At 66.5% G+C, this 19,918-nt stretch carries 17 protein-coding genes; 13 read left to right on the top strand and 4 right to left on the bottom strand.

Annotation, left to right across the window (positions count from 1 at the left end; genetic code table 11):
- Nucleotides 1-3: 3 nt before the first annotated feature.
- Nucleotides 4-1,953 (bottom strand): oxidoreductase, encoded by a 1,950-nt coding sequence (locus AC1DVR_RS01380; protein ID WP_477998726.1) that lies wholly within the window; start codon nt 1,951-1,953, stop codon nt 4-6.
- A 120-nt stretch (nt 1,954-2,073) separates the two neighbouring features.
- Between AC1DVR_RS01380 and AC1DVR_RS01375 the strand changes: the two genes are divergently transcribed.
- Complete coding sequence (locus AC1DVR_RS01375) at nt 2,074-2,637, top strand: cupin domain-containing protein (RefSeq protein ID WP_477998725.1); 564 nt, start codon at nt 2,074-2,076, stop codon at nt 2,635-2,637.
- Nucleotides 2,638-2,700: 63 nt separating this feature from the next.
- On the opposite strand, the gene AC1DVR_RS01370 is transcribed toward AC1DVR_RS01375, so the two are convergent.
- A complete protein-coding gene (locus tag AC1DVR_RS01370; RefSeq protein ID WP_477998724.1) occupies nt 2,701-3,888 on the bottom strand; it encodes a glycosyltransferase family 2 protein in 1,188 nt (395 codons plus the stop codon).
- A 262-nt stretch (nt 3,889-4,150) separates the two neighbouring features.
- On the opposite strand from AC1DVR_RS01370, the gene AC1DVR_RS01365 reads away from it, so the two are divergent.
- The 3 genes from AC1DVR_RS01365 to AC1DVR_RS01355 are packed head-to-tail and all read left to right on the top strand — an operon-like array spanning nt 4,151 to nt 8,249.
- Nucleotides 4,151-6,025 carry a hypothetical protein gene (locus AC1DVR_RS01365; protein ID WP_477998723.1) on the top strand — a complete coding sequence of 625 codons (1,875 nt, stop codon included), beginning with the start codon at nt 4,151-4,153 and terminating at the stop codon, nt 6,023-6,025.
- Complete coding sequence (locus AC1DVR_RS01360; protein ID WP_477998722.1) at nt 6,025-7,857, top strand: hypothetical protein; 1,833 nt, start codon at nt 6,025-6,027, stop codon at nt 7,855-7,857. Before AC1DVR_RS01365 ends, AC1DVR_RS01360 begins: the two co-directional genes overlap by 1 nt.
- Nucleotides 7,854-8,249, top strand: coding sequence for a GtrA family protein (locus tag AC1DVR_RS01355; protein WP_477998721.1), 396 nt, complete (start codon nt 7,854-7,856; stop codon nt 8,247-8,249). Before AC1DVR_RS01360 ends, AC1DVR_RS01355 begins: the two co-directional genes overlap by 4 nt.
- On the opposite strand, the gene AC1DVR_RS01350 is transcribed toward AC1DVR_RS01355, so the two are convergent.
- Complete coding sequence (locus AC1DVR_RS01350; protein WP_477998720.1) at nt 8,246-9,043, bottom strand: AraC family transcriptional regulator; 798 nt, start codon at nt 9,041-9,043, stop codon at nt 8,246-8,248. The genes AC1DVR_RS01355 and AC1DVR_RS01350 overlap by 4 nt on opposite strands.
- 66 nt (nt 9,044-9,109) lie before the next feature.
- Between AC1DVR_RS01350 and AC1DVR_RS01345 the strand changes: the two genes are divergently transcribed.
- Both AC1DVR_RS01345 and atzF read left to right on the top strand, forming a co-directional pair.
- The gene (locus AC1DVR_RS01345) at nt 9,110-10,501 is read left to right on the top strand and encodes an SLC13 family permease (RefSeq protein ID WP_477998719.1); all 1,392 of its coding nucleotides are present in this window, start codon (nt 9,110-9,112) and stop codon (nt 10,499-10,501) included.
- A gap of 184 nt (nt 10,502-10,685) precedes the next feature.
- Nucleotides 10,686-12,473: an allophanate hydrolase gene (atzF, locus tag AC1DVR_RS01340; protein ID WP_477998718.1), complete on the top strand. Its 1,788-nt coding sequence runs from the start codon at nt 10,686-10,688 to the stop codon at nt 12,471-12,473.
- Between the two features lie 48 nt (nt 12,474-12,521).
- Here atzF and AC1DVR_RS01335 read toward each other — a convergent pair whose 3' ends face one another.
- Nucleotides 12,522-13,424, bottom strand: coding sequence for a LysR family transcriptional regulator (locus AC1DVR_RS01335; protein ID WP_477998717.1), 903 nt, complete (start codon nt 13,422-13,424; stop codon nt 12,522-12,524).
- 137 nt (nt 13,425-13,561) lie between these two features.
- On the opposite strand from AC1DVR_RS01335, the gene AC1DVR_RS01330 reads away from it, so the two are divergent.
- Genes AC1DVR_RS01330 through AC1DVR_RS01300 form a run of 7 tightly spaced genes read left to right on the top strand, consistent with a single transcriptional unit; the run spans nt 13,562 to nt 19,906 of the window.
- The gene (locus AC1DVR_RS01330) at nt 13,562-14,671 is read left to right on the top strand and encodes a BMP family ABC transporter substrate-binding protein (RefSeq protein ID WP_477998716.1); all 1,110 of its coding nucleotides are present in this window, start codon (nt 13,562-13,564) and stop codon (nt 14,669-14,671) included.
- Nucleotides 14,672-14,681: 10 nt separating this feature from the next.
- Complete coding sequence (locus AC1DVR_RS01325) at nt 14,682-15,776, top strand: ABC transporter permease (protein ID WP_477998715.1); 1,095 nt, start codon at nt 14,682-14,684, stop codon at nt 15,774-15,776.
- Nucleotides 15,776-16,699 carry an ABC transporter permease gene (locus tag AC1DVR_RS01320; protein WP_477998714.1) on the top strand — a complete coding sequence of 308 codons (924 nt, stop codon included), beginning with the start codon at nt 15,776-15,778 and terminating at the stop codon, nt 16,697-16,699. The genes AC1DVR_RS01325 and AC1DVR_RS01320 overlap by 1 nt, the downstream gene beginning before the upstream one ends.
- 7 nt (nt 16,700-16,706) lie before the next feature.
- Complete coding sequence (gene biuH / locus AC1DVR_RS01315; RefSeq protein WP_477998713.1) at nt 16,707-17,384, top strand: biuret amidohydrolase; 678 nt, start codon at nt 16,707-16,709, stop codon at nt 17,382-17,384.
- Nucleotides 17,381-18,913, top strand: coding sequence for an ABC transporter ATP-binding protein (locus AC1DVR_RS01310; protein ID WP_477998712.1), 1,533 nt, complete (start codon nt 17,381-17,383; stop codon nt 18,911-18,913). The genes biuH and AC1DVR_RS01310 overlap by 4 nt, the downstream gene beginning before the upstream one ends.
- Nucleotides 18,913-19,581: a cysteine hydrolase family protein gene (locus AC1DVR_RS01305; protein WP_477998711.1), complete on the top strand. Its 669-nt coding sequence runs from the start codon at nt 18,913-18,915 to the stop codon at nt 19,579-19,581. Before AC1DVR_RS01310 ends, AC1DVR_RS01305 begins: the two co-directional genes overlap by 1 nt.
- The gene (locus AC1DVR_RS01300; RefSeq protein ID WP_477998710.1) at nt 19,574-19,906 is read left to right on the top strand and encodes a cupin domain-containing protein; all 333 of its coding nucleotides are present in this window, start codon (nt 19,574-19,576) and stop codon (nt 19,904-19,906) included. Before AC1DVR_RS01305 ends, AC1DVR_RS01300 begins: the two co-directional genes overlap by 8 nt.
- The last annotated feature ends 12 nt before the right edge of the window (nt 19,907-19,918 follow it).

Below are 19,918 nucleotides of genomic sequence, written 5' to 3'. Positions count from 1 at the left end.
ACCTCAGACCAGAACCCCCGCTTTCAGGCCTTCGTAGACCGCCTCTTCCGCCGTGCGCGGGGCGAGGCAGTCGCCGATCAGATGCACTTCGATGCCTTGGGCCTGCAGGCTGTCCGACAGGGTTTCAACCGGGACATGGCCGAGGCAGAGGACCAGCGTATCCACCCCCGCCACCTCGATCGCGTCGCCATTGGCGGTGTGCTGCAGATAAACCGTATCGCCCGCCGTGCCGTAAAGCCTTGCATAGGGCATGACCTTGACCTGCAGTCGGTGCAGTTCAGAAGCGATGTTGTCGCGGACATAGAGCGGCAGCACCTCGCCCAGATGGGTGCCGTTGACGGCTAAAGTGACCTGAGACCCGTCGCGGGCCAGCTGTTCCGCAATGCCGGGACCGATCCAGTCGCAGCGCCAGTCGGCGACCAGAACCCGCCCGCCGGGGCGGACCTTGCGGTCAAGGATATCCCAGGCGGTGAGGATCTGCATCTCGCCATCGGTCGGCAGGTCCGGCACATGCGGCACGGCCCCGGTGGCGAGGATCACGGCGTCGGGCTTTTCCTCGGCCACAAGTTCAGGCGTCACGCGGATACCGCGGCGGATCTGGACCTGCGCCAGCTCCAACTCGCGCGACAGGTTGGTGACGATGCCGCCAAACTCGGCCCGGCGCGGCAGAAGCTGCGCTTTCAGAGCCTGCCCGCCCAGCTGCGGCGCGGCTTCGTAAAGGGTGACCAGATGGCCGCGTTTGGCGGCGGTCACCGCGGCCTTCATGCCGGCAGGGCCGCCGCCGACCACCATCACGCGTTTGGCTTTCGCGGCGGGGGCAAGGCGCGCATAGGTCAGCTCGCGCCCGGTTTCGGGATGCTGGATGCAGGACACCGGCAGACCGCGATGGAAATGCCCGATGCAGGCTTGGTTGCAGCCGATGCAGGCGCGGATATCGTCCACCGCGCCGCGCTGCGCCTTGTTGGGCATCTGCGGGTCGGCGATCATTGCGCGCGTCATGCCGCACATATCAGCCTTGCCGCTGGCAAGGATCGCCTCGGCCTCTTGTGGCTGGTTGATCCGGCCTGCGACAAAGACCGGGATTTTCAACGCCTTGCGGAAGCTGGACGCTTCCGGCGCCACATAGCCCGGGGTGAAGGCCATCGGCGGGGCGATATGCACCGCGCCCCCGACCGAGGCCGAGGTGCCGGTGGTGACATTCACATAATCCAGAAGATCCTCGGCGCCGACACAGGCGGCAATCGCCTCGTCCAGCGTCAGCCCCTCGTCATCGCGCTCACCACCGCTGATGCGCAGGCCGATGACAAAGCCTTCGTCGGTTTCGGCGCGGATCGCGGCCAGAACCTCGCGCAGGAAATGCAGGCGCTTGGCGTCATCGCCGCCATAGGCATCTGTCCGGCGGTTGATGCGGGGGTTGAGGAACTGGGCGGGCAGATAGCCGTGGCTCGCCACGACCTCGACCCCATCGAGCCCCGCCTGCCGCATCCGGCGGGCGGCGGCGGCGTAACCGGCCACGATCTCGGCAATCAGCGGCAGCGTCAGGGCACGCGGCATGACGTGAAAGCGTTCGTTTGGCGTGACCGAGGGCGCATAGGCCACCGCCAGCAAGCCATCCGCGCTTTCCATGATCTCGCGCCCCGGGTGGAACAGCTGCGAGAAGATGGCACAGCCCGCCGCATGGACGGTTTCGGCCAGCGCCCGATAGCCGGGGATGCAGTCATCGGAAGTCGCCATCAGCAGGTGCGAGGTGTAGCGGGCGGTTTCATGCACGCCGGCCACTTGCGTCACGATCAGCCCGGCCCCGCCCTCGGCCCGCGCCTTGTGATAGGCGATCAGCGCCGGGTTCACCGTGCCATCGCTGGGCAGGGTCGTGTCATGCCCGGTCGACAGGATCCGGTTGCGCAGGGTCACGCCGCGGATCGTCAGCGGGGCGAAGAGATGGGGGAAACGCATGGCGGCGACCTTGGCTGGGGGGGTTGGCCGATTGGTAGGCCAGTTCAGTAAAATTTCAAAGCTATTTTTTACTCTGGGAATAAACTTGCCAATACTTTTACAATGCTTCAGCTTGGGCTCATGGCAGAGACCAGTGAAATCCTCGGCGAACGCATCCGCGGCCTGCGCAAAAGGCGCGGGTTGACGCTGGCCGCGCTGGCGCAGGCGGCCGGGCTTTCGACCGGCTATATCAGCCAGCTGGAGCGCAACCTCGCCTCGCCCTCGATCCCGGCCCTCGTCAATATCGCCAAGGCTTTGGGCGTCACCGTGCAATGGTTCTTCGCTGGCGAGGCCGTGGTGCCGGAAGACGAGCGCGGCTATGTCATCCGCCGCCACAACCGCCTGTCGCTGCACTACGACGGCGGCATCGTGGACGAGTTGCTCACCCCGAAGCTGAGCCTTCAGGTCGAGATGATCCACACCCGCATGCCCCCCGGCACCGAAAGCGCGCAAAGCTACAGCCATGAGGGCGACGAGGTCGGCTTTGTCCTGCAGGGGCAGCTGGAGTTCTGGGTGGGGGAGCGCCATTTCCTGCTGAACACCGGCGACAGCTGCAGCTTTTCCTCACGCGAGCCGCACCGCTACCGCAATCCGGGGCCGGAGGAGGCGGTGATCCTTTGGGCGATCAGCCCGCCGAGTTTCTAGAGCGAAAAGCAAACGGCCCGGCCCTCTCACGGGGACCGGGCCGTTTGGCGCGATGGAAAAGGCTCAGTTGATCTCGGGCACCTGGTAGCGGTTGGTCAGGAGCGAGGTCTCGACCCGCTGGTTCAGCATGCCCCAGAGAAAACCGGTGGTGATCGTCTGCACCCCAAGCGAGGCACAGACCACCGCCAAGGAGGCCGGACGCACGATCATCGCCGGCGACAGATCGCCAAAGCCCGCGGCGGACCATTGCAAGACGGCCGTCACCGTGGCGCCCAGAGCGACCAGCAGGAAGGCGCCGCCCAGAAGGCAGGCGGTATCCACGCTGATCAGGCGCCGCAGCTTCTCGAACTCGGGGGAGGAGGGGAGGAGGTCGAAGCGCACCGCAAAGACCCGGGCCAGAGCATAGAAACAGACCATCTGGAACCCGGTCAGCACGAGAGCCGATGCGAGGATCAGGGTCGCAATGTCAAAGGTCACGCCGCCGATGTGCAGGGGGCCGAACATCAGGCCGGTGAAGGCGGCGCCACCCAACCCCAGAAGCATCATGCCCGGGTAGAAGAACAGCCAATAGGGCGCGAAGGTCAGAAGCAGCTTCAGATGCCGCCAGCCATCGCGCCAGCTGCGCAGATGCGGCGGGCGCGAGCGGCCATCGGGGCTGAGTGTGGTCGGAACCTCGACAATCTTCAGGCCCATCAGGGTGGCCTTGATCACCATCTCGGAAGCAAACTCCATGCCGGGCGAGTTCAGCTCCAGCCGCAGGGCCGCCTCGCGGGAGAAGCCGCGCAGACCACAGTGAAAATCGCCGACCGGGGTGCCGTAGAGCACGCGGCCCACGGTGGACAGCACCGGGTTGCCGAGATAGCGGTGCAGGGGCGGCATGGCGTTCTTGGCGATCCCGCCCTTGAAGCGGTTGCCCATCACCAGTTCGGCCCCGTCGCAGAGCGCAGCCACGAAGCTGTCGAGCCGCGAGAAGTCGTAGGAATCGTCGCTGTCGCCCATGATGATATAGGTGCCGCGGGCGTGGCGGATCCCGGCGATCAGCGCCGCGCCATAACCGCGCTGCGGGGCGGTCACCACCCTTGCGCCCAGCCGTTCGGCGATCGCCTGGCTGCCATCGGTCGAGCCGTTGTCCGAGATCAGGATCTCGCCCTCCACCCCGCTGCGGTCCAGATAGGCACGCGCCTTCACGATGCAGGCTTCCAGCGTTTCCGCCTCGTTCAGGCACGGCATCAGGATGGTCAGTTCGGTCATCACGAAATCCCCGGAGATGGATGCGTTGGGTCACTGGCTTTCGCCGGTCTGACCCCGTTTTCGGCAGAGATTCGGGCATTTGCGTGACCTGCGGTCGGTCTTTTCTTGTCAGCGCGCAATCCCGGCGGCAGGCGGTGATTGTTTCTGGAGCACCAAGGAATAGTCATAGATTCGCCCCGAATCCTGACTATCCCGCCGCTTGAGCATGCCAGACCGGCCCGGATAGAGGCGCGGCACGGCCCGAAGAGGATTGGAAGAGCAGATGTCTGATTCCCTGTTTCCGCCGCTGGCGCCGAACCCTGCGGTCATGCCGATGCCTTCCGCCACCCGCGCGCCGCAAAGCCTCGCGTCCCGGCTGTTCCCCCTTGCCCTGGTGCTGGCCTTGACCACGGTGGTGTTGCGGGGCGTGATGGCCTTTCCGCAGATCTTCAAGACGGTGATCGGCGGCGACAATGACGACATCATGCGCCTGATGCAGATCCGCGCCTGGCTGGGTGGCCAGGGCTGGTTCGACATGACGCAATACCGCGTGCTTCCGCCCGAGGGGATCTCCCTCCACTGGTCGCGCTATGTAGACTTGGGGATTGCGGCGATCCTGGTGCCCCTGTCCAAGGTCTTTCCGGCCAGCGTGGCGGAGAATCTGACCCTCGTGATCTGGCCGACGCTGCTGCTGGCGCTGATGGTCGTGATCGCGGGCTATGGCACGCGCAAACATCTGGGCGATGGCGCGGCGATTGCGGCCATGGTGGGCGTGGTGCAATGGGCGCTGCTCAGCCAGCTGTACTTTGGCCCGGGGCGGATCGACCATCACAATGTGCAGATGCTGACCACGACCATCATGGCCTATGCGATGATCGCGCGGGGCCGGCCCCTGCTGCATGGGGCGATCGCGGGGGCGGCGGCGGCCTTCTCGCTCGCCGTGGGGCTGGAGACCTTGCCGCTGATCCTGGTCGCCGGGGCGCTTCTGCTGCTGCGTTCGGCCTGGGAGCGGGAGGCGGCCAATACCTTGCTGACGGGCTTCTGCCTTGCCCTGTTCGGGGCCGAGCTGGTGCTGTTTCTCGGCCAGACCGGCCCGGACGAATGGCTGGTGCCACGCTGCGACAAACTCGCCTCGCCGGTGCTGGCGCTGAGCGCCATTGCCGCCATAGCCTGCCTTGCCCCCATCGCGCTGCGGCGCTGGTTGGCCAATCCCTGGGCGCGTCTGGGCGCTTCGGGGGTGCTGGTCGGCATGGGGGTCAAGCTTTGCGCCGGACTGCTCGCGCCCTGCCTGGCGGGCCCCTATGGCAGCCTGCCGCCCGACGTTCAGAAGATCATCGCGAACCAGATCCTCGAGGCGATGCCGGGTCTGGCCTTCGCCGGGCGCACCCCCTTTGCCTATAACAGCATGATGACCCCGGTCGTGGCATCCATCCTGCTGGGCGCTTTGTTCCTCGCCATCCGCCGCAAGGCCCCTGCTGCGGAGAAGGCGGCCGTCGGCCAGATGCTCGTCCTGGGATGCGTCGGTCTGCTGGGCAGCTTCTACCAGATCCGGATGAACCTGCTGTCAACCTGCGCGGTGCCCTTTCTGATCGGCTATGTCCTGCGCTGCCTCTGGGAAAAGCGCGCCGAACATCGCAAGGCCCTGTGGTCCCTGGCCCTCGTCGGAGGGGTCGCCGTCACGGAGTTCGCACAGCCGTTGAACATCCCGGCCAGGGCTGCGGTCCATGCCTTCTTGCCGCCGGAGAGGGCGAAGGCGCTGACCCAGAGCGCCTCGCTTGAGGAATGCCGCGATCCCGCCGACCTTTCCGCGCTGGACGCGCTGCCCAAGGCGCGAATCCTGACGCCGATGGACCTGGCCACGCCGATGATCGCCACCACCCATCACGACGGTCTGGCCGCGCCCTACCATCGCAGCGCCGCCGCCTATGCCAATGGCATCGTGCCCTTCCGCAGCTCGGAAGGCATGGTGGCCGCCCTGCGCAGCACCGGCGCGACATATGTTGCGATCTGTGGCGGCAGCGATGCCAGCCGCTCCCCAACCCTGACCGCCCAGCTTCTGCGCGGCGAGGTCTTGCCCTATCTTCAACCCGTGGCGGTGGCGGGGACGGCGCTCAAGGTGTTCAAAGTGCTGCCCGACATCCTGGCGGAGCAACCGTGATGCGTGTGGCGCCGAGGCTGCTGATGCCCCTCGCCTGCCTTGTGCTGCTGGCCGCTCTGGTTCTGCGGGCGGTGTTCGCCTTTCCGACCATCTTCGAGAAGCTTCTCGACGGCGACAACGACGACACCATGCGCCTGATGGAGATCCGCGACTGGCTGGGTGGTCAGGGCTGGTTCGACATGATGCAGTACCGCATCCTCGGACCGGAGGGGATCTCGATGCACTGGTCGCGCTATGTCGACCTTGGCATCTCGGCCATTCTGGTGCCGCTGGCCAAAGTCGTGCCAATGGCCACGGCGGAGCGGCTGACGCTGGTGATCTGGCCGACGCTTCTGCTGGCGCTGATGGTGGTTCTGGTGGGTTTTGGCACGCGGCGGATCCTCGGGTCGGGGGCTGCGATCATGGCGATGCTGATGGCGGTCCTGTGGCTGCCGATGGGATGGCTGTTCTTCGGGCCGGGGCGGATCGACCACCACAATGTGCAGATGCTGACCACGGCGGTCATGGCCTTTGCGCTGATCCTGCCCGGAGACGCGCTGCGCCGCGGGCTGATCGCCGGGGCGGCGGCGGCCTTCTCGCTGGCCGTGGGGCTGGAGACGCTGCCGCTGATCCTGGTTGCCGGGGGCATGCTGCTGGTCCGCTCGGGCTTCGAGGTCAAGGCCGCCAACGGGGTGCTGACCGGCTTCTGCCTGGCGCTTGTCGGGGCCGAAGTCGCCCTGTTTCTGGGCCAGACCGCGCCGGGCGAGTGGCTGGCGCCGCGCTGCGACGAACTGGCCCCGCCGGTTCTGGCGCTGAGCCTGATTGCCGCTTTGGCCTGCCTTCTGCCCATGGCCGCCCGGCATTGGCTGCGGGGTCCTGCGGCGCGGCTTGCGGCTTCGGTGGCGATCGCCGGGCTCGGGGTCGCGATCTGCGCACCCTTGCTGCTGCCCTGCCTGACCGGACCCTATGGCGCCCTGCCGGCCGAGGTGCAGGCCATGATGACCACCCAGATCACCGAGGCGCAGCCCGGTCTGGTCTATGCCGGCCACAACCCGCGCAGCTATAACCTTTTGCTGACCCCGGTCTTTGCCGTCGTCGCCCTGACCGCCCTGCTTTTGTGGTCGCGGCGCAAGTCCGCCCCGGGCGCCGAGTCTGATGCCATGGCCGCGCAGGATTCCGCCGCGCTTCAGATGCTGGTGCTGGCTTGCGTCGGGCTTCTGGGCAGCTTCTTTCAGATCCGCATGACCAACCTGACCGGCTGTGCCGTGCCCTTCCTGACCGGCTATGTGCTGCAGTGTCTGGCGCAAAGGCGGGCGGCGCGGCAAGGGTCGGTGGCAGGCTCGCTCTGGGCGCTGGCGCTGGTCGCCGCGGCTCTGGTGCTGGAGTTGCCGACGGTCGTGGCCCTGCCGGTCACCGCGCTGATCCGGGCCGCGATGCCCGATGCCGTGCGGGCCGAGGCTCTGGCCCCTGTCAACGATTGCCGCAATGCCACCGACCTTGGCGCGCTGAATGTGCTGCCGCCCGCGCGGATCCTGACCACGCTGGGCCTTGGCGCGCCGCTGATCGCCACCACCCATCACATGGGCCTCGCCGCCCCCTATCACCGGAGCGCCGCCGCGATGTGGAACGGCGTCTTCCCCTTCCGCAGCCCCGAGAACATGCTTATCGCCATCCGCGCCAGCAAGCCCGATTACGTCGCCGTCTGTGCGACCCTCGACATCGCCCGCCAGCCCGCATTTGCCGCCCAGCTGATGCGCGGCGATCCTGTGCCCTGGCTGCAGCCGGTGCCGGTGGCAGGCACCGCGCTCAAAGTCTACCGGGTGTTGCCCGAGGTCGGGGCGGTGCAGCCATGATCCGCCTCACCCCGCAACTTGCGACCTTCCTGCGGTTTCTGCTGGTCGGCGGCAGTTTCAGCCTTGGCTATTCGGTGACCACCGCAGCCCTGATCCGCTTTGCGGGCACGCCGCCGTTCTGGACCTCGGTCCTGGTCTATGTGGCGAGCATTCCCCTCGCCTATACCGCGCAGCGCCGCTTTGCCTTCCGGATCGAAAGGCCGCGGCGCAGCGCCTTTGCGTCCTATGTGGCGACACAGATCGGCTCGGTCTCGCTGGTCTCTGCGGTGACCACCCATTTCGTCACGCATCAGTTCTTCCACGACACGCTGCTGCTGTTGGTCACCTCGGCGCTGGCGGCGGTGGTCAGCTTCCTCATCGGGCGCTTTGTAACCTTTGTGCCGCAAGCCTAGCTGCGCAGGAAGCTTTGCGGCGGGCAGCCGAACTGGTCGTGAAAGGCCGCGACAAAGGCGCTGACCGACCGATACCCCAGGCCATAGGCGATCGAGGTGCTGCTTTGCCCCAGGTTCAGCCGCTCGATCGCCGCCAGAAGCCGCAGCCGCGCCCGCCATTGCCGGAAGGTGAGGCCGGTTTCGGCGCGGAACAGGCGCTCCAGCGTGCGCGGGCTGGCGCCGGCAAAGGCCGCCAGGGCATGAAGCCCGCGCGGATCGGCAGGGGCGCCGCCCAGATGCCGGGTCAGCCGCACCAGACGCGGGTCCTGCCCACCGGGGAGCGACAGCGGCGCAGGTTCCAGCGCCTCCACCTCGTCCAGGATCACGGCGCAAAGGTTCTGCAGCCGCGCATCGAAAGCCCTTGTCATGTCCTGCGCCCCCAGCCGCAGGATCAGCTGCCGCATCAGCGGCGTCAGCAGCAGGACCGCGCAGGCCTCTTGCCGGCGCGCGGGCAAGGCGGCGTCGAAGTAAAGGTTGCGGATCTGCGCCTCGGTCTCTGAACTGACGGCGTGCCAGGTGTCGGCCGCGATCCAGACCGCATGGCTCGGCGGCACGATCCAGACGCTGCCGCCGCCGGTGACCCGCAAGACCCCCTCCGCCGCCCACAGAAGCTGCGCGCGCGGGTGGCTGTGCGGGCGCACGGCGTCGCCGGGCCGGAAGGTGCGGCCATGCGCCAGGATCGGGCGGCGCGGGTCCTGGACAAAGCCGGTGCCGCTCGGGCTTTGGTCTGGCGTGTCAGCGATATCCTCTGTCATCATACCGGTCTAACGCAAAAGCGCCTTTGCGGCTAGTCTGGCCCGGTACAACAGAGGAAGCCCGCAATGACCCAAGCCCGCACCGCCACGCTGAAACAGGCCTTCATGCTGGGGCTTTTGCTGATCGCCCTGACCCTGGCGCTGATCACCCCCCCGGGCCTGACACCCACGCAGGGCCGCATCCTCGGCGCGGTTCTGGTCACGCTGGGCTTCTGGGCGACCGGGGTGGTGCCGAATTACCTGGCCAGCCTGATCCTGTTCTCGGTCGCGCTGATCTTCGGGCTGGCGCCCTCGGATCAGGTCTTTGCCGGTTTCGGCTCGGCGGCGGTCTGGCTGATCGTCTCGGGCTTCGTGATCGGCAGCGCGATCGGCCAATCGGGACTTGGCGCAAGGCTGGCCGGGGCGCTGGGGCCGCATTTGGGCGGCAGCTATGCCGGGCTGGTGGCCGGGCTGACCGCGGTGGCGATGCTTTTGGGCTTCATCATGCCCTCCTCCGTCGGACGGGCGGTGGTGATGATCCCGATCGGCATGGCTTTGGCCGACCGTGCCGGGTTTGGCCCCGGATCCCGCGGGCGGAGCGGGATCGCCGTGGCGCTGACGCTGGCCTGCAATGTGCCGAGCTTTGCCATCCTGACCGCGAACATCCCCAACATGGTGCTGACCGGTGCCGCCGAGACCATCGGTCATGTCCGCCTCGGCTATACCGAATATCTGGCGCTGCATTACCCGATCCTCGGGCTGGTTAAATCGGCGCTGACGGTCTGGCTGATCCTGCGGCTGTTTCCGGCCAAGGTCGCGACCCCGGTGCATATCGCCCCCGTGGCCGCTGCCGCGCCGAACGGCGCAGAGCTGCGGGTCATGGTCATCCTCTTGATCACGCTGGGCTTCTGGATCACCGACCATTTCCATGGCATCAACCCGGCCTGGATCGGCATCGCCGCTGCCACTGTGCTTCTGAGCCCGCGTCTGGGCGTGGTCAGCCCCGCCGCCTTCAAGGCTTCGGTCGATTTCGGGCTCTTGCTGTTCGTCGTCGGTGCCCTGACCCTGGGGACGCTGGTCAATGTCTCGGGCCTCGGCGCGCTTCTGGGCCATCTTCTGGAGGCGGTCCTGCCGCTGCAGCCGGGGCGCGATTTCGTCAACTTCGTCTCGCTGTCGGGGATGGCGATGGTCACCGGGCTTTTCACCACGGCGCCCAGCGTGCCCTCGGTCCTGACGCCCCTGGCGCAGGAACTGGCGGATCTGACCGGCTTCAGCCTGCCCGCCGTGCTGATGACCCAGGTGATCGGTTTTTCGACCGTCTTCTTCCCCTACCAGATCGCGCCGCTGGTCGTGGCGATGCAGCTGTCGGGCGAGAAACTCTCGCATCTTCTGCGGGTCATTCTGCCCCTGGCCGCGATCACGATTCTGGGGCTTTTGCCGCTGGATTACCTGTGGTGGCGGCTCCTTGGCTGGATCTGAGGCAGAACGGCTCCGCTCTGCCTGATTTTCGGACATATTCGCCTGTTATTTGGGCCACGGATGAACAAACCGGCGCAAGTCGCTGCACTTTCCGACAGAAGGCTTGCGCAAGGCCCACGGCCAAGCGTGGCCTCGCGGGGACCCGGCCTTGCTTGGACCCGGACCGACGCTGAAGGAGCCTGTCATGCTGCCCGCCATTCTCACCCTGCCCGCCCTGCAAGCCGCCTATGCCAGCGGCATGACCCCGCTGGAGGTGATCGAAGAGGTCATCGCCCGCCGCGCCGCTTTGGCCGACAAGGCCGTCTTCATCACCGCCACCCCGGACGAGGCGCTGCGCGATGCGGCCCGCGCTGTGATGGCGGGCGGAGCCGAGGGCAAGCCGCTTTACGGTATCCCCTTTGCGGTGAAGGATAATATCGACGTGGCGGGCCTGCCCACCACCGCCGCCTGCCCGGCGTTTGAATATGAACCGGCAGTGGATGCCGTCACTGTGGCCCGGCTGCGGGTGGCGGGGGCGATCGTGATCGGCAAGACCAACCTCGACCAGTTTGCTACCGGGCTGAACGGCTCGCGCTCGCCCTATGGCGCGCCGCGCTCGGTGTTTGATGCGGAATACGTCTCGGGCGGCTCGTCCTCCGGGTCGGCGGTGGCGGTGGCCTCAGGCCTCGCCGTCTTTGCGCTGGGGACGGATACGGCGGGTTCGGGCCGGGTTCCGGCGATGTTCAACAACCTCGTCGGCATCAAGCCCACGCCGGGCCTCGTGCCCAATACCGGCGTCGTGCCCGCCTGCCGCAGTGTCGATGTGGTGACCGTCTTTGCCGGATCGGTCGCCGATGGCGTGGCGATCCGCCGGGTGATGGACGGGTTCGACGGCGGCGACCCCTTCTCTCGCAAGGCCGTGCCGGTCAGCCTGCCGCCCAAGCCGCGGATCGGCGTGTTGGCGGGGGCCGAGCGCGAGTTTTACGGCAATGCCGAGGTCGAGGCCCTGTATGACGCCGCCATTGCCCGCGCCGAAAGCCTGGGCGCCACCATCGTCCCCTTCGACTATGCCCCCTTCCGCGAGGTGGCCGCCCTTCTTTACGACGGCCCCTGGGTGGCGGAACGTCTGGCGGCGGTGGAGGACTTCTTCGCCTCGAATGCCGATGACTTCGACCCGACCGTGCGCAAGATCATCGCCGGCGCCCTGCCCAAAACCGCGGTGGAGGCTTTCAAGGGCCGCTACCGACTGGAGGCTTTGCGCCAGATCGTCGCCCCGACTTGGGATGCGGTCGACATGCTGATGCTGCCGACCTCGCCCACCACCTACAAGGTGGCCGACATGCTGGCCGACCCGGTGACCAAGAACAGCCACTTCGGCCGCTACACCAACTTTGCCAACCTCCTCGGCTATGCCGCCATCGCGGTGCCGGGCGGGTTTGGGCCGTCAGGCCTGCCGGCGGGTGTGACCCTGGTCGGGCCGGGCTTCAGCGATGACGCCCTTGCTCCTTTTGCCGCCGCGATGCACGCCGCCGCTGCCTCTGGCATGGGCAAAGACAAGAGCGCCGCGATCCCGGCCGCACCCGAAGTCACCATCCCCGAAGGCTTCCTCCCGATCTGCGTCGTCGGCGCCCACCTGACCGGCATGCCGCTCAACCCCGAACTGACCGGGCCGGGCGGCTTCCTGCTGGGCGAGGCGAAGACCGCCCCCGGCTACCGGCTTTACGCGCTGGCCGGCACCGTGCCGCCGAAACCGGGCATGGCTTTCGACCCCGCCTTCACCGGCCCCGGCCTGATTGTCGAGGTCTGGGCCCTGCCCGCCGCCGCCTTCGGCGCCTTCGTCGCCCGCATCCCGGCGCCACTCGGCATCGGCAAGGTGGCGCTGGAAGATGGCCGCCAGATCTCGGGCTTCCTCTGCGAAGCGCATGCCCTGCAGGGTGCTACCGAGATAACCCAATACGGCGGCTGGCGCGCCTTCCGCGCCGCGCAAGCCTGACGTCGCGTGTCGGGCAGAAAACCCGGTTCCCCCTTTTGCCCGACACGCTCACTCATAGCGCGCGTCCAGCGCCTTGCCGATCTGCGCTGCGAATTTCGCCGCAGCGACCGGCAGGGTGCGTCCGCGCAGTTGGCACAGGTAGAGCCGCCCCTCCGGCACATCGCGGGTGTCGATGGGGCGAAAGACCGAGCCCTCCGCCTCGCCCTCGCCGGGCAGGCCGATCGGGATCTGAAAGCTGATCAGGTTTTCCTGCGCCGGATAGCGGCGCAGGAATTCGAAATGGTCCGCATCGAGCACGACGCGCAGGCTGATCGAAGATTTGATCAGCGCCAGGTCGATCAGGTGCCGCACACCATATTGCGCCGTGGGCAGGCCGATCGGATAGCCCGCACAGTCGCGCAGCCGCAAGCTATCGCGCCCGGCCAGCGGGTGTTCTGCCCCCATCACCGCATGGATCGTCTGCCGGGCGGAGCCAAGGATCTGCACTTCCGACAAACGAACCGGTTCAAAGATCAGCGCGATATCGGCGTCATGGTTGACCAGCGCCGCCTCCGCCGCCTCGCGGTCGCGCACCCGGACCGAGAAGGTCACGCCCGGATGGTCGCGCCGATAGGCGCCGATCTGTTCGGGCAGAAAGAAGGGCAGAAAGGCTTGCGAACAGGCGATATTCACATGGCCGCGCCTTTCGCCCGCAAGGTCGGCGATCTGGCTTTTCAGCTTCTCCAGCTCTGCCGCCTGGGTGCGCAGGTGGTGGATCAGCAGTTCTCCCGCCGTCGAAAGCCGCACCCCGCGTGGCAGGCGTTCGAAGATCGGCACGCCCATCTCATCCTCCAACGCCAGAACGCGGCGGTTCAGCGCGGTCGAGGTGAGGGCCATGCCCTCCGCCGCCTTGCGGATCGACCCGGCGCGGGCCACGGCGTCGATGAATTGCAGCGGGGTCAACTGGCGCATGGAGCCTCCTATGCTGCAAAGTTTGCAGCAGATTGGTGCAAAGGTAGCAGACGACAGCAGCAGTGCAACGGGTAACACTCTCGTTAACGAGTCGATGCCGCAGCGCGGCGCGACCTAACCCTGACATGGAGATGCCAATGACCCTTTCTCGCCGTCGCTTCCTAAATGGCGCTGCAGCACTTTCGGGCGCCGCGCTGACCTCGGGCCTGCCCTTCATGGCGCGGGCGGCCACGCCCCTGACCATCGGCTTCATCTATGTCGGCGCCAAGGACGACTTCGGCTACAACCAGGCCCATGCCGAGGGCGCCGCCGCCGTCAAGGCGATGGAGGGTGTGACCGTCGTCGAGGAAGAAAACGTCCCCGAGACCATCGACGTGCAGAAGACGATGGAATCGATGATCAACCTCGATGGCGCTTCGCTGCTGTTCCCGACCTCCTTCGGCTATTTCGACCCCCATGTGCTGACCGTCGCGCCGAAGTACCCCGAGGTGCGCTTTGAACATGCGGCGGGCCTGTGGAAAGAGGGTCTGCCCACCAATGTCGGCAGCTATTTCGGCTATATCGGCATGGGGCAGTACCTGAACGGCATCGTCGCCGGGCATATGACCAAGTCGAAGAAGATCGGCTTTGTCGCGGCCAAGCCGATCCCGCAGGTGCTTTTGAACATCAACTCCTTCCTTTTGGGCGCCCGTGCGGTGGACCCGACGATCACCTGCCAGGTGATCTTCACCGGCGAATGGTCGCTGGCGGTCAAAGAGGCCGAGGCGACCAATGCGCTCTGCGATGCCGGTTGCGATGTGATCACCTGCCACGTCGACGGCCCCAAGGTCACGATCCAGACCGCCGCCGGGCGCGGCGCCTATGTCTGCGGCTATCACGCCAACCAGTCGGCACTCGCCCCCGACAAATACCTGACCGGGGCGGAATGGAACTGGGCCGGCGTCTATACCGGCATGGTGAAATCGGTGATGGACGGAGAGAAGCTGCCCAACTTCATGCGCGGCGGGCTGACCGACGGCTATATCAAGATGTCGCCCCTCGGCCCCTCCGTGACGCCCGAAGCCAAGGCGCAGTTCGATGCGACCATGGCCGAGATCATGAAGGGCGGGTTCGCCGTGATCAAAGGTCCGCTGAAGGACAACAAGGGCAATGTGATCCTGAAGGACGGCGAGAAGCAGGTCGAGACGGATATCGCCTTGGAAAGCATGAACTATCTGGTTGAGGGCGTGGTCGGGTCCACCTCGTAAGGAGACGGCAATGGCAGATCAGGCGATCATCGGCAGCACGGGGGCCAGTTGGCTCCCAGGGCTGGCGCGAAGGTCCGAGGCGATGGTGATCCCCCTGGCCGCCTTGGCCTTGGGGCTTGCCCTCTTCGGGATATTCCTGCTGACGCAGGGCAAATCGCCCCTCGAGTTCATGGCGATCGTCTGGAAGGGGGCCTATGGCTCGGCCTTCTCCTTGCAAAACACCCTGTCGCGGGCGGCGCCTTTGCTTCTGTCCGCGCTGTGCGTCGCCTTGCCGGCCCGTCTGGGGCTGGTGGTGATCGGTGGCGAGGGCGCGATCGTGCTGGGCGGCGTGGCGGTTGGTGCCCTTGGCCCGCATCTGGCAGGGGTGACGCCAGTTGTCGCCCTGCCGCTGATGGCGCTGGTCGCGATGGCGGTCGGTGGCATCTGGATCGGTGCTGCTGGCGCCTTGCGGTTTTACCGTGGCGTGAACGAGACGATTTCCTCGCTGCTGCTGGCCTATATCGCGATTGCCTTGATGAACCACCTGGTCGAAGGCCCGTTCCGCGACCCGGCGTCCTTGAACAAACCCTCGACCTTGCCGCTCGCCGACGCTCTGCGCGTTGGCAACCTGCCGGGGATGGAGGTGCATTGGGGCCTGGCCTTCGGCATCCTGGCTTGCGTGATCTCCTGGGCGCTGATCGACAAGACGACCTGGGGCTTTGCGGCGCGGATCGCCGGCGGCAACGTCAAGGCGGCGCAGGTGCAGGGGCTGCCGGTGGGCAAGCTGATCCTTGGCTTCACCGCGCTGGCCGGGGCGTTTGCAGGCCTCGCCGGGTTCTTCGAGGTGACGGCGGTTTTCGGGTCGGCCAATGCTTCGCTGGCGGCGGGCTATGGCTATACCGGCATCCTCATCGCCTTTCTGGCCCGGCATAACCCCCTCGCCATCATCCCGGTGGCCCTGCTGCTGGCCGGGTTCGATGCGGCCTCGGGCCTGATCCAGCGCCGGATGGATCTGCCGGATGCGACGATCGTCGTGCTGCAAGGCTTTGTTTTCCTTGTGATCCTGATCTCTGACACGGCCTACGGACGCTTCAAGCTGTTCGCGCCGGAACGGTGGAGCGCCTGATGGAACATGACATCGGCCTGTGGGGCATCCCGATTGCCATCCTCGGCGGCGCTATCCGGGTTTCGACCCCCTTCCTCTTCGTGAGCCTGGGCGAGGTGCTGACCGAACGCTCCGGCCGCATCAACCTTGGCCTTGAAGGCACCCTGGTTTTCGGCGCGATGGCGGGCTATGCGACGGCCGTGCTGACCGGCTCCGCCTGGGCCGGGGTGCTGGTCGCGGCCTTTGCCGGTTCGATCTTCGGGCTGGTGCATGGCATGATCTGTTCGCTGCCCAAGGTGAACGACATCGCCATCGGCATCGCGATGATGCTGTTCGGCACCGGCATCGCGTTTTACTTCGGCAAACCCTATATCCAGCCGGTCGCCCCGCATCTGCCCGCGATCCCGCTGGGCTTCTGGTCCGACCTGCCGCAGTTGCAGGCGGCCCTGCAGATCAACGTGCTCTTCGTCGTGGGTCTGGCGCTGGCGCTCGGCATGGCCTGGATGTTCCGCAGCACAAAAGTTGGCCTGATCCTGCGTGTCGTCGGCGATAGCACTGATGCCGCCCGAGCTATGGGGCTGCGCCCCAATGTCATCCGTACACTCGCCACCGCAGCAGGCGGCGCCTTCGCCGGGATCGGCGGCGCCTTCCTGTCGCTGTATTACCCCGGCAGCTGGAACGAAGGCCTCTCCTCCGGTCAGGGCCTGATGGCGGTGGCGCTGGTGATCTTCGCCCGCTGGAACCCGATCGCCTGCTTTGGCGCGGCACTTCTGTTCGGTGGCGCAGGCGCCCTGGGCCCGGCCCTGCAATCAGTCGGCGTCTCCTCGGGCTATTACCTCTTCTATGCCGCCCCCTATGTCCTGACCCTTGGCGTGCTGATCGCCACCTCATCGCCGACCCGCGCCATGGCGGGCGCTCCCGGCGAGCTTTCCATCACCAAGTGAGGCCCCAATGTCCACGATCCCCTCGACCCCCTATGCCTGGCCCTGGAATGGCGATCTGCGCCCGGTCAACACCGCGCTGATCATCATCGACATGCAGACCGATTTCTGCGGCAAGGGCGGCTATGTCGACATGATGGGCTATGACCTGTCGATGACCCAGGCGCCCATCGCCCCGATCAAGGCGCTTCTGGCGGCGATGCGGGAGAAGGGCTACATGATCATCCACACCCGCGAGGGCCACCGCCCCGACCTCGCCGACCTGCCGCCCAACAAGCGCTGGCGGTCGCAGCAGATCGGCGCCGGCATCGGCGACGCCGGGCCCTGCGGCAAGATCCTGATCCGGGGCGAGCCGGGCTGGGACATCATCCCCGAGCTTTACCCCCTGCCGGACGAGGTCATCATCGACAAGCCCGGCAAGGGCAGCTTCTGCGCCACCGACCTGGAGCTGATCCTGCGCACCAAGGGCATCCAGAACCTGATCCTGACCGGGATCACCACCGATGTCTGCGTCTCGACCACGATGCGCGAGGCGAACGACCGCGGTTTCGAATGCCTGATCGTCTCCGACTGCTGCGGCGCCACCGATGCCGGCAACCATGCGGCGGCCCTGAAGATGGTCACCATGCAGGGCGGCGTCTTTGGCGCGGTCAGCGACAGCGCCGCCTTGTTCGCGGGGCTGGTATGAGTGTCATTGGCGCGGACCCCGTCCTCCCCGGCGCGCTGGAGGTTTCGACCCTGGGCATGACCATGCGCTTCGGCGGCTTCACGGCGCTGGAGGATGTCTCGATCCACATCGCCCCCGGCAGCTTTCACGCCCTGCTGGGCGAGAATGGTGCCGGAAAATCCACCCTCGTCAAATGCATGATGGGGTTTTACCACGCCACCTCCGGCCAGATGATCGTCGGCGGGAAAGAGGCGCAGATTGCCGACCCGCGCGATGCCCATGCGATGGGGCTCGGCATGGTCTACCAGCATTTCACCCTGGTCCCCTCACTGACTGCGGCGGAAAACCTCGTGATCAGCCGCCGCGACACGCCCGCCGTGATCGACTGGGCCAAGGAAAGCCGCGACCTTGCGGGTTTCATGGCAGCCATGCCCTTCAAGGTGCCGCTTGATCAACCGATCTCCCGACTGGCGGCCGGGGAGAAGCAGAAGCTTGAAATCCTCAAGCAGCTTTACCTTGGTCGCCGCTTTCTTATTCTCGACGAGCCGACCTCGGTTCTGACCCCGGACGAGGCGGATGAGGTGCTGGGCCATGTCCGCGGCCTGTGTACGGCGGGCGAGATTTCAGTCCTGATGATCACCCACAAGTTCCGCGAAGTGACTGCCTTTGCCGATGACGTCTCGGTCCTGCGGCGGGGGCGGCTGGTCGGCAAGGGCAAGGTCGCTGCCCTGAGCCATGCCGACATGGCCGCTATGATGATCGGCACTTCCGCCGCCCGCACCCCCTTGCCGCGCAAGGGCGAGGCCGGGGCCGAGGTGCTGACCGTCAAGGGCGTCACCGCACGCGACCGCTCGGGGTTGAAAGAGATCAACATCGCCGATCTGACCGTGAAGGCGGGCGAGGTCGTCGGCATCGCAGGCATTTCCGGCAATGGCCAGATGGAGCTGATGGAGGTTCTGACCGGCCAGCGCCCCTCCGCCGGCGATATCCGGGTGAATGGCCAGCCCTATCACGCGACCCGGCCCGAGGCGCAGGCCCTCGCCGTGCGCTACCTGCCCGAAGAACCCCTGCGCAACGCCTGCGCCGGCAAGATGAGCGTCACCGAAAACATCGCCTTCCGCAGCTTTGATCTGAAAGGCGCCACTCCCCGCTTCTGGCTGTCGGGCGCGCAGATGCGTGAGCAGGCGGCGAAGCTGGTCGATGCCTTCAAGGTCAAGACCGCCTCGCTCGACACGCCGATCGCCGCGCTTTCGGGCGGCAACGTGCAGCGCGCGGTGCTGGCGCGGGAACTGACGGGAGAGGTCAAGCTTCTCGTCATCTCCAACCCCTGTTTCGGTCTGGACTTCGCCGCCGTGGCCGAGATCCGCGCCCGCATCATGACGGCGCGCAACGCCGGCACCGCCGTCTTGCTGATGAGCGAGGATCTGGACGAGGTGATGGAATTGTCCGACCGTATCCTGGTCATGTCCGAAGGCCGGATCTCTTACGAAACCCCGGCAGCGACGGCGGATCTTGCCACCATCGGCCACCACATGGGGGGCCATGCCTGATGGCAGAGATTGCGGGCGCCCTGCCCTTCCCCTTCGATTTCGACCCCTCCACCACCGCGCTGATCGTCATCGACATGCAGCGCGACTTCATGGAGCCGGGCGGCTTTGGCGAGACTTTGGGCAATGATGTCAGCTTGTTGCGGGCGCTGATCCCCGCAGCCTCGGCCTTGATGGCCGGATGCCGGGCGGCGGGTATTCCGGTGATCCACACCCGCGAATGCCACGCGCCCGACCTGTCCGATTGCCCGCCGCTGAAACGCCTGCGCGGCAACCCCTCCCTCAGGATCGGCGACGAAGGCCCGATGGGGCGCATCCTGATCGCTGGCGAGCCCGGCGCAGGCATCATCCCCGAACTCGCCCCCCTGCCCGGCGAAATCGTCATCGACAAGCCCGGCAAAGGCGCCTTCTACGCCACCTCGCTGACCGAGGACCTCGCCCGCCTTGGCACCAAGACCCTGCTTTTCGCCGGGGTCACAACCGAGGTCTGCGTGCAAACCACGATGCGCGAGGCCAATGACCGCGGCTTTGCCTGTCTTCTGGTCGAGGATGCGACGGAAAGCTATTTCCCCGCCTTCAAGGCCGCCACTCTTGAGATGATCCGCGCGCAGGGGGCCATTGTCGGCTGGACCGCCCCCACCGCATTGGTGCTGGAGGCGCTTGGTGTCTGACCCCTTTTCCCTCTCCGGTTTTCTGCCGGAAACCTGGCGCGATGCCGTCTATGAACCCTTCCGCGAAGGGGTCGAAATCTCGCCGATCCTGACTGGCGAACCTGCGGTGGCCCTGTTGCGCTATGCCCCCGGTGCAGGCGTGCCACGGCACCTCCACCGCGGGCTGGAGACGATCCTCGTGCTCGAAGGCAGCCAGAGCGACGAGCGCGGCACCTACAAGACCGGATCGCTGGTCCTGAACCCCGAGGGCAGCGTGCATTCGGTCTGGTCCGACGATGGTTGCGTCGTGCTGATCCAGTGGAACAAGCAGGTCGAGTTCGTCTAGACCCCGAACTGG

It is taken from the genome of Rhodobacter sp. P2_H5, assembly GCF_056403335.1.
Note: the sequence above shows the minus strand (reverse complement) of the source record. Positions and strands in the feature narration are given on the sequence as shown.

Bases quoted from the DNA above. Each gene is read 5' to 3' on its own strand.
- AC1DVR_RS01380 (WP_477998726.1), bottom strand. From the start codon at position 1,953: ATGCGTTTCCCCCATCTCTTCGCCCCGCTGACGATCCGCGGCGTGACC.
- AC1DVR_RS01375 (WP_477998725.1), top strand. From the start codon at position 2,074: ATGGCAGAGACCAGTGAAATCCTCGGCGAACGCATCCGCGGCCTGCGC.
- AC1DVR_RS01370 (WP_477998724.1), bottom strand. From the start codon at position 3,888: ATGACCGAACTGACCATCCTGATGCCGTGCCTGAACGAGGCGGAAACG.
- AC1DVR_RS01365 (WP_477998723.1), top strand. From the start codon at position 4,151: ATGTCTGATTCCCTGTTTCCGCCGCTGGCGCCGAACCCTGCGGTCATG.
- AC1DVR_RS01360 (WP_477998722.1), top strand. From the start codon at position 6,025: ATGCGTGTGGCGCCGAGGCTGCTGATGCCCCTCGCCTGCCTTGTGCTG.
- AC1DVR_RS01355 (WP_477998721.1), top strand. From the start codon at position 7,854: ATGATCCGCCTCACCCCGCAACTTGCGACCTTCCTGCGGTTTCTGCTG.
- AC1DVR_RS01350 (WP_477998720.1), bottom strand. From the start codon at position 9,043: ATGACAGAGGATATCGCTGACACGCCAGACCAAAGCCCGAGCGGCACC.
- AC1DVR_RS01345 (WP_477998719.1), top strand. From the start codon at position 9,110: ATGACCCAAGCCCGCACCGCCACGCTGAAACAGGCCTTCATGCTGGGG.
- atzF (WP_477998718.1), top strand. From the start codon at position 10,686: ATGCTGCCCGCCATTCTCACCCTGCCCGCCCTGCAAGCCGCCTATGCC.
- AC1DVR_RS01335 (WP_477998717.1), bottom strand. From the start codon at position 13,424: ATGCGCCAGTTGACCCCGCTGCAATTCATCGACGCCGTGGCCCGCGCC.
- AC1DVR_RS01330 (WP_477998716.1), top strand. From the start codon at position 13,562: ATGACCCTTTCTCGCCGTCGCTTCCTAAATGGCGCTGCAGCACTTTCG.
- AC1DVR_RS01325 (WP_477998715.1), top strand. From the start codon at position 14,682: ATGGCAGATCAGGCGATCATCGGCAGCACGGGGGCCAGTTGGCTCCCA.
- AC1DVR_RS01320 (WP_477998714.1), top strand. From the start codon at position 15,776: ATGGAACATGACATCGGCCTGTGGGGCATCCCGATTGCCATCCTCGGC.
- biuH (WP_477998713.1), top strand. From the start codon at position 16,707: ATGTCCACGATCCCCTCGACCCCCTATGCCTGGCCCTGGAATGGCGAT.
- AC1DVR_RS01310 (WP_477998712.1), top strand. From the start codon at position 17,381: ATGAGTGTCATTGGCGCGGACCCCGTCCTCCCCGGCGCGCTGGAGGTT.
- AC1DVR_RS01305 (WP_477998711.1), top strand. From the start codon at position 18,913: ATGGCAGAGATTGCGGGCGCCCTGCCCTTCCCCTTCGATTTCGACCCC.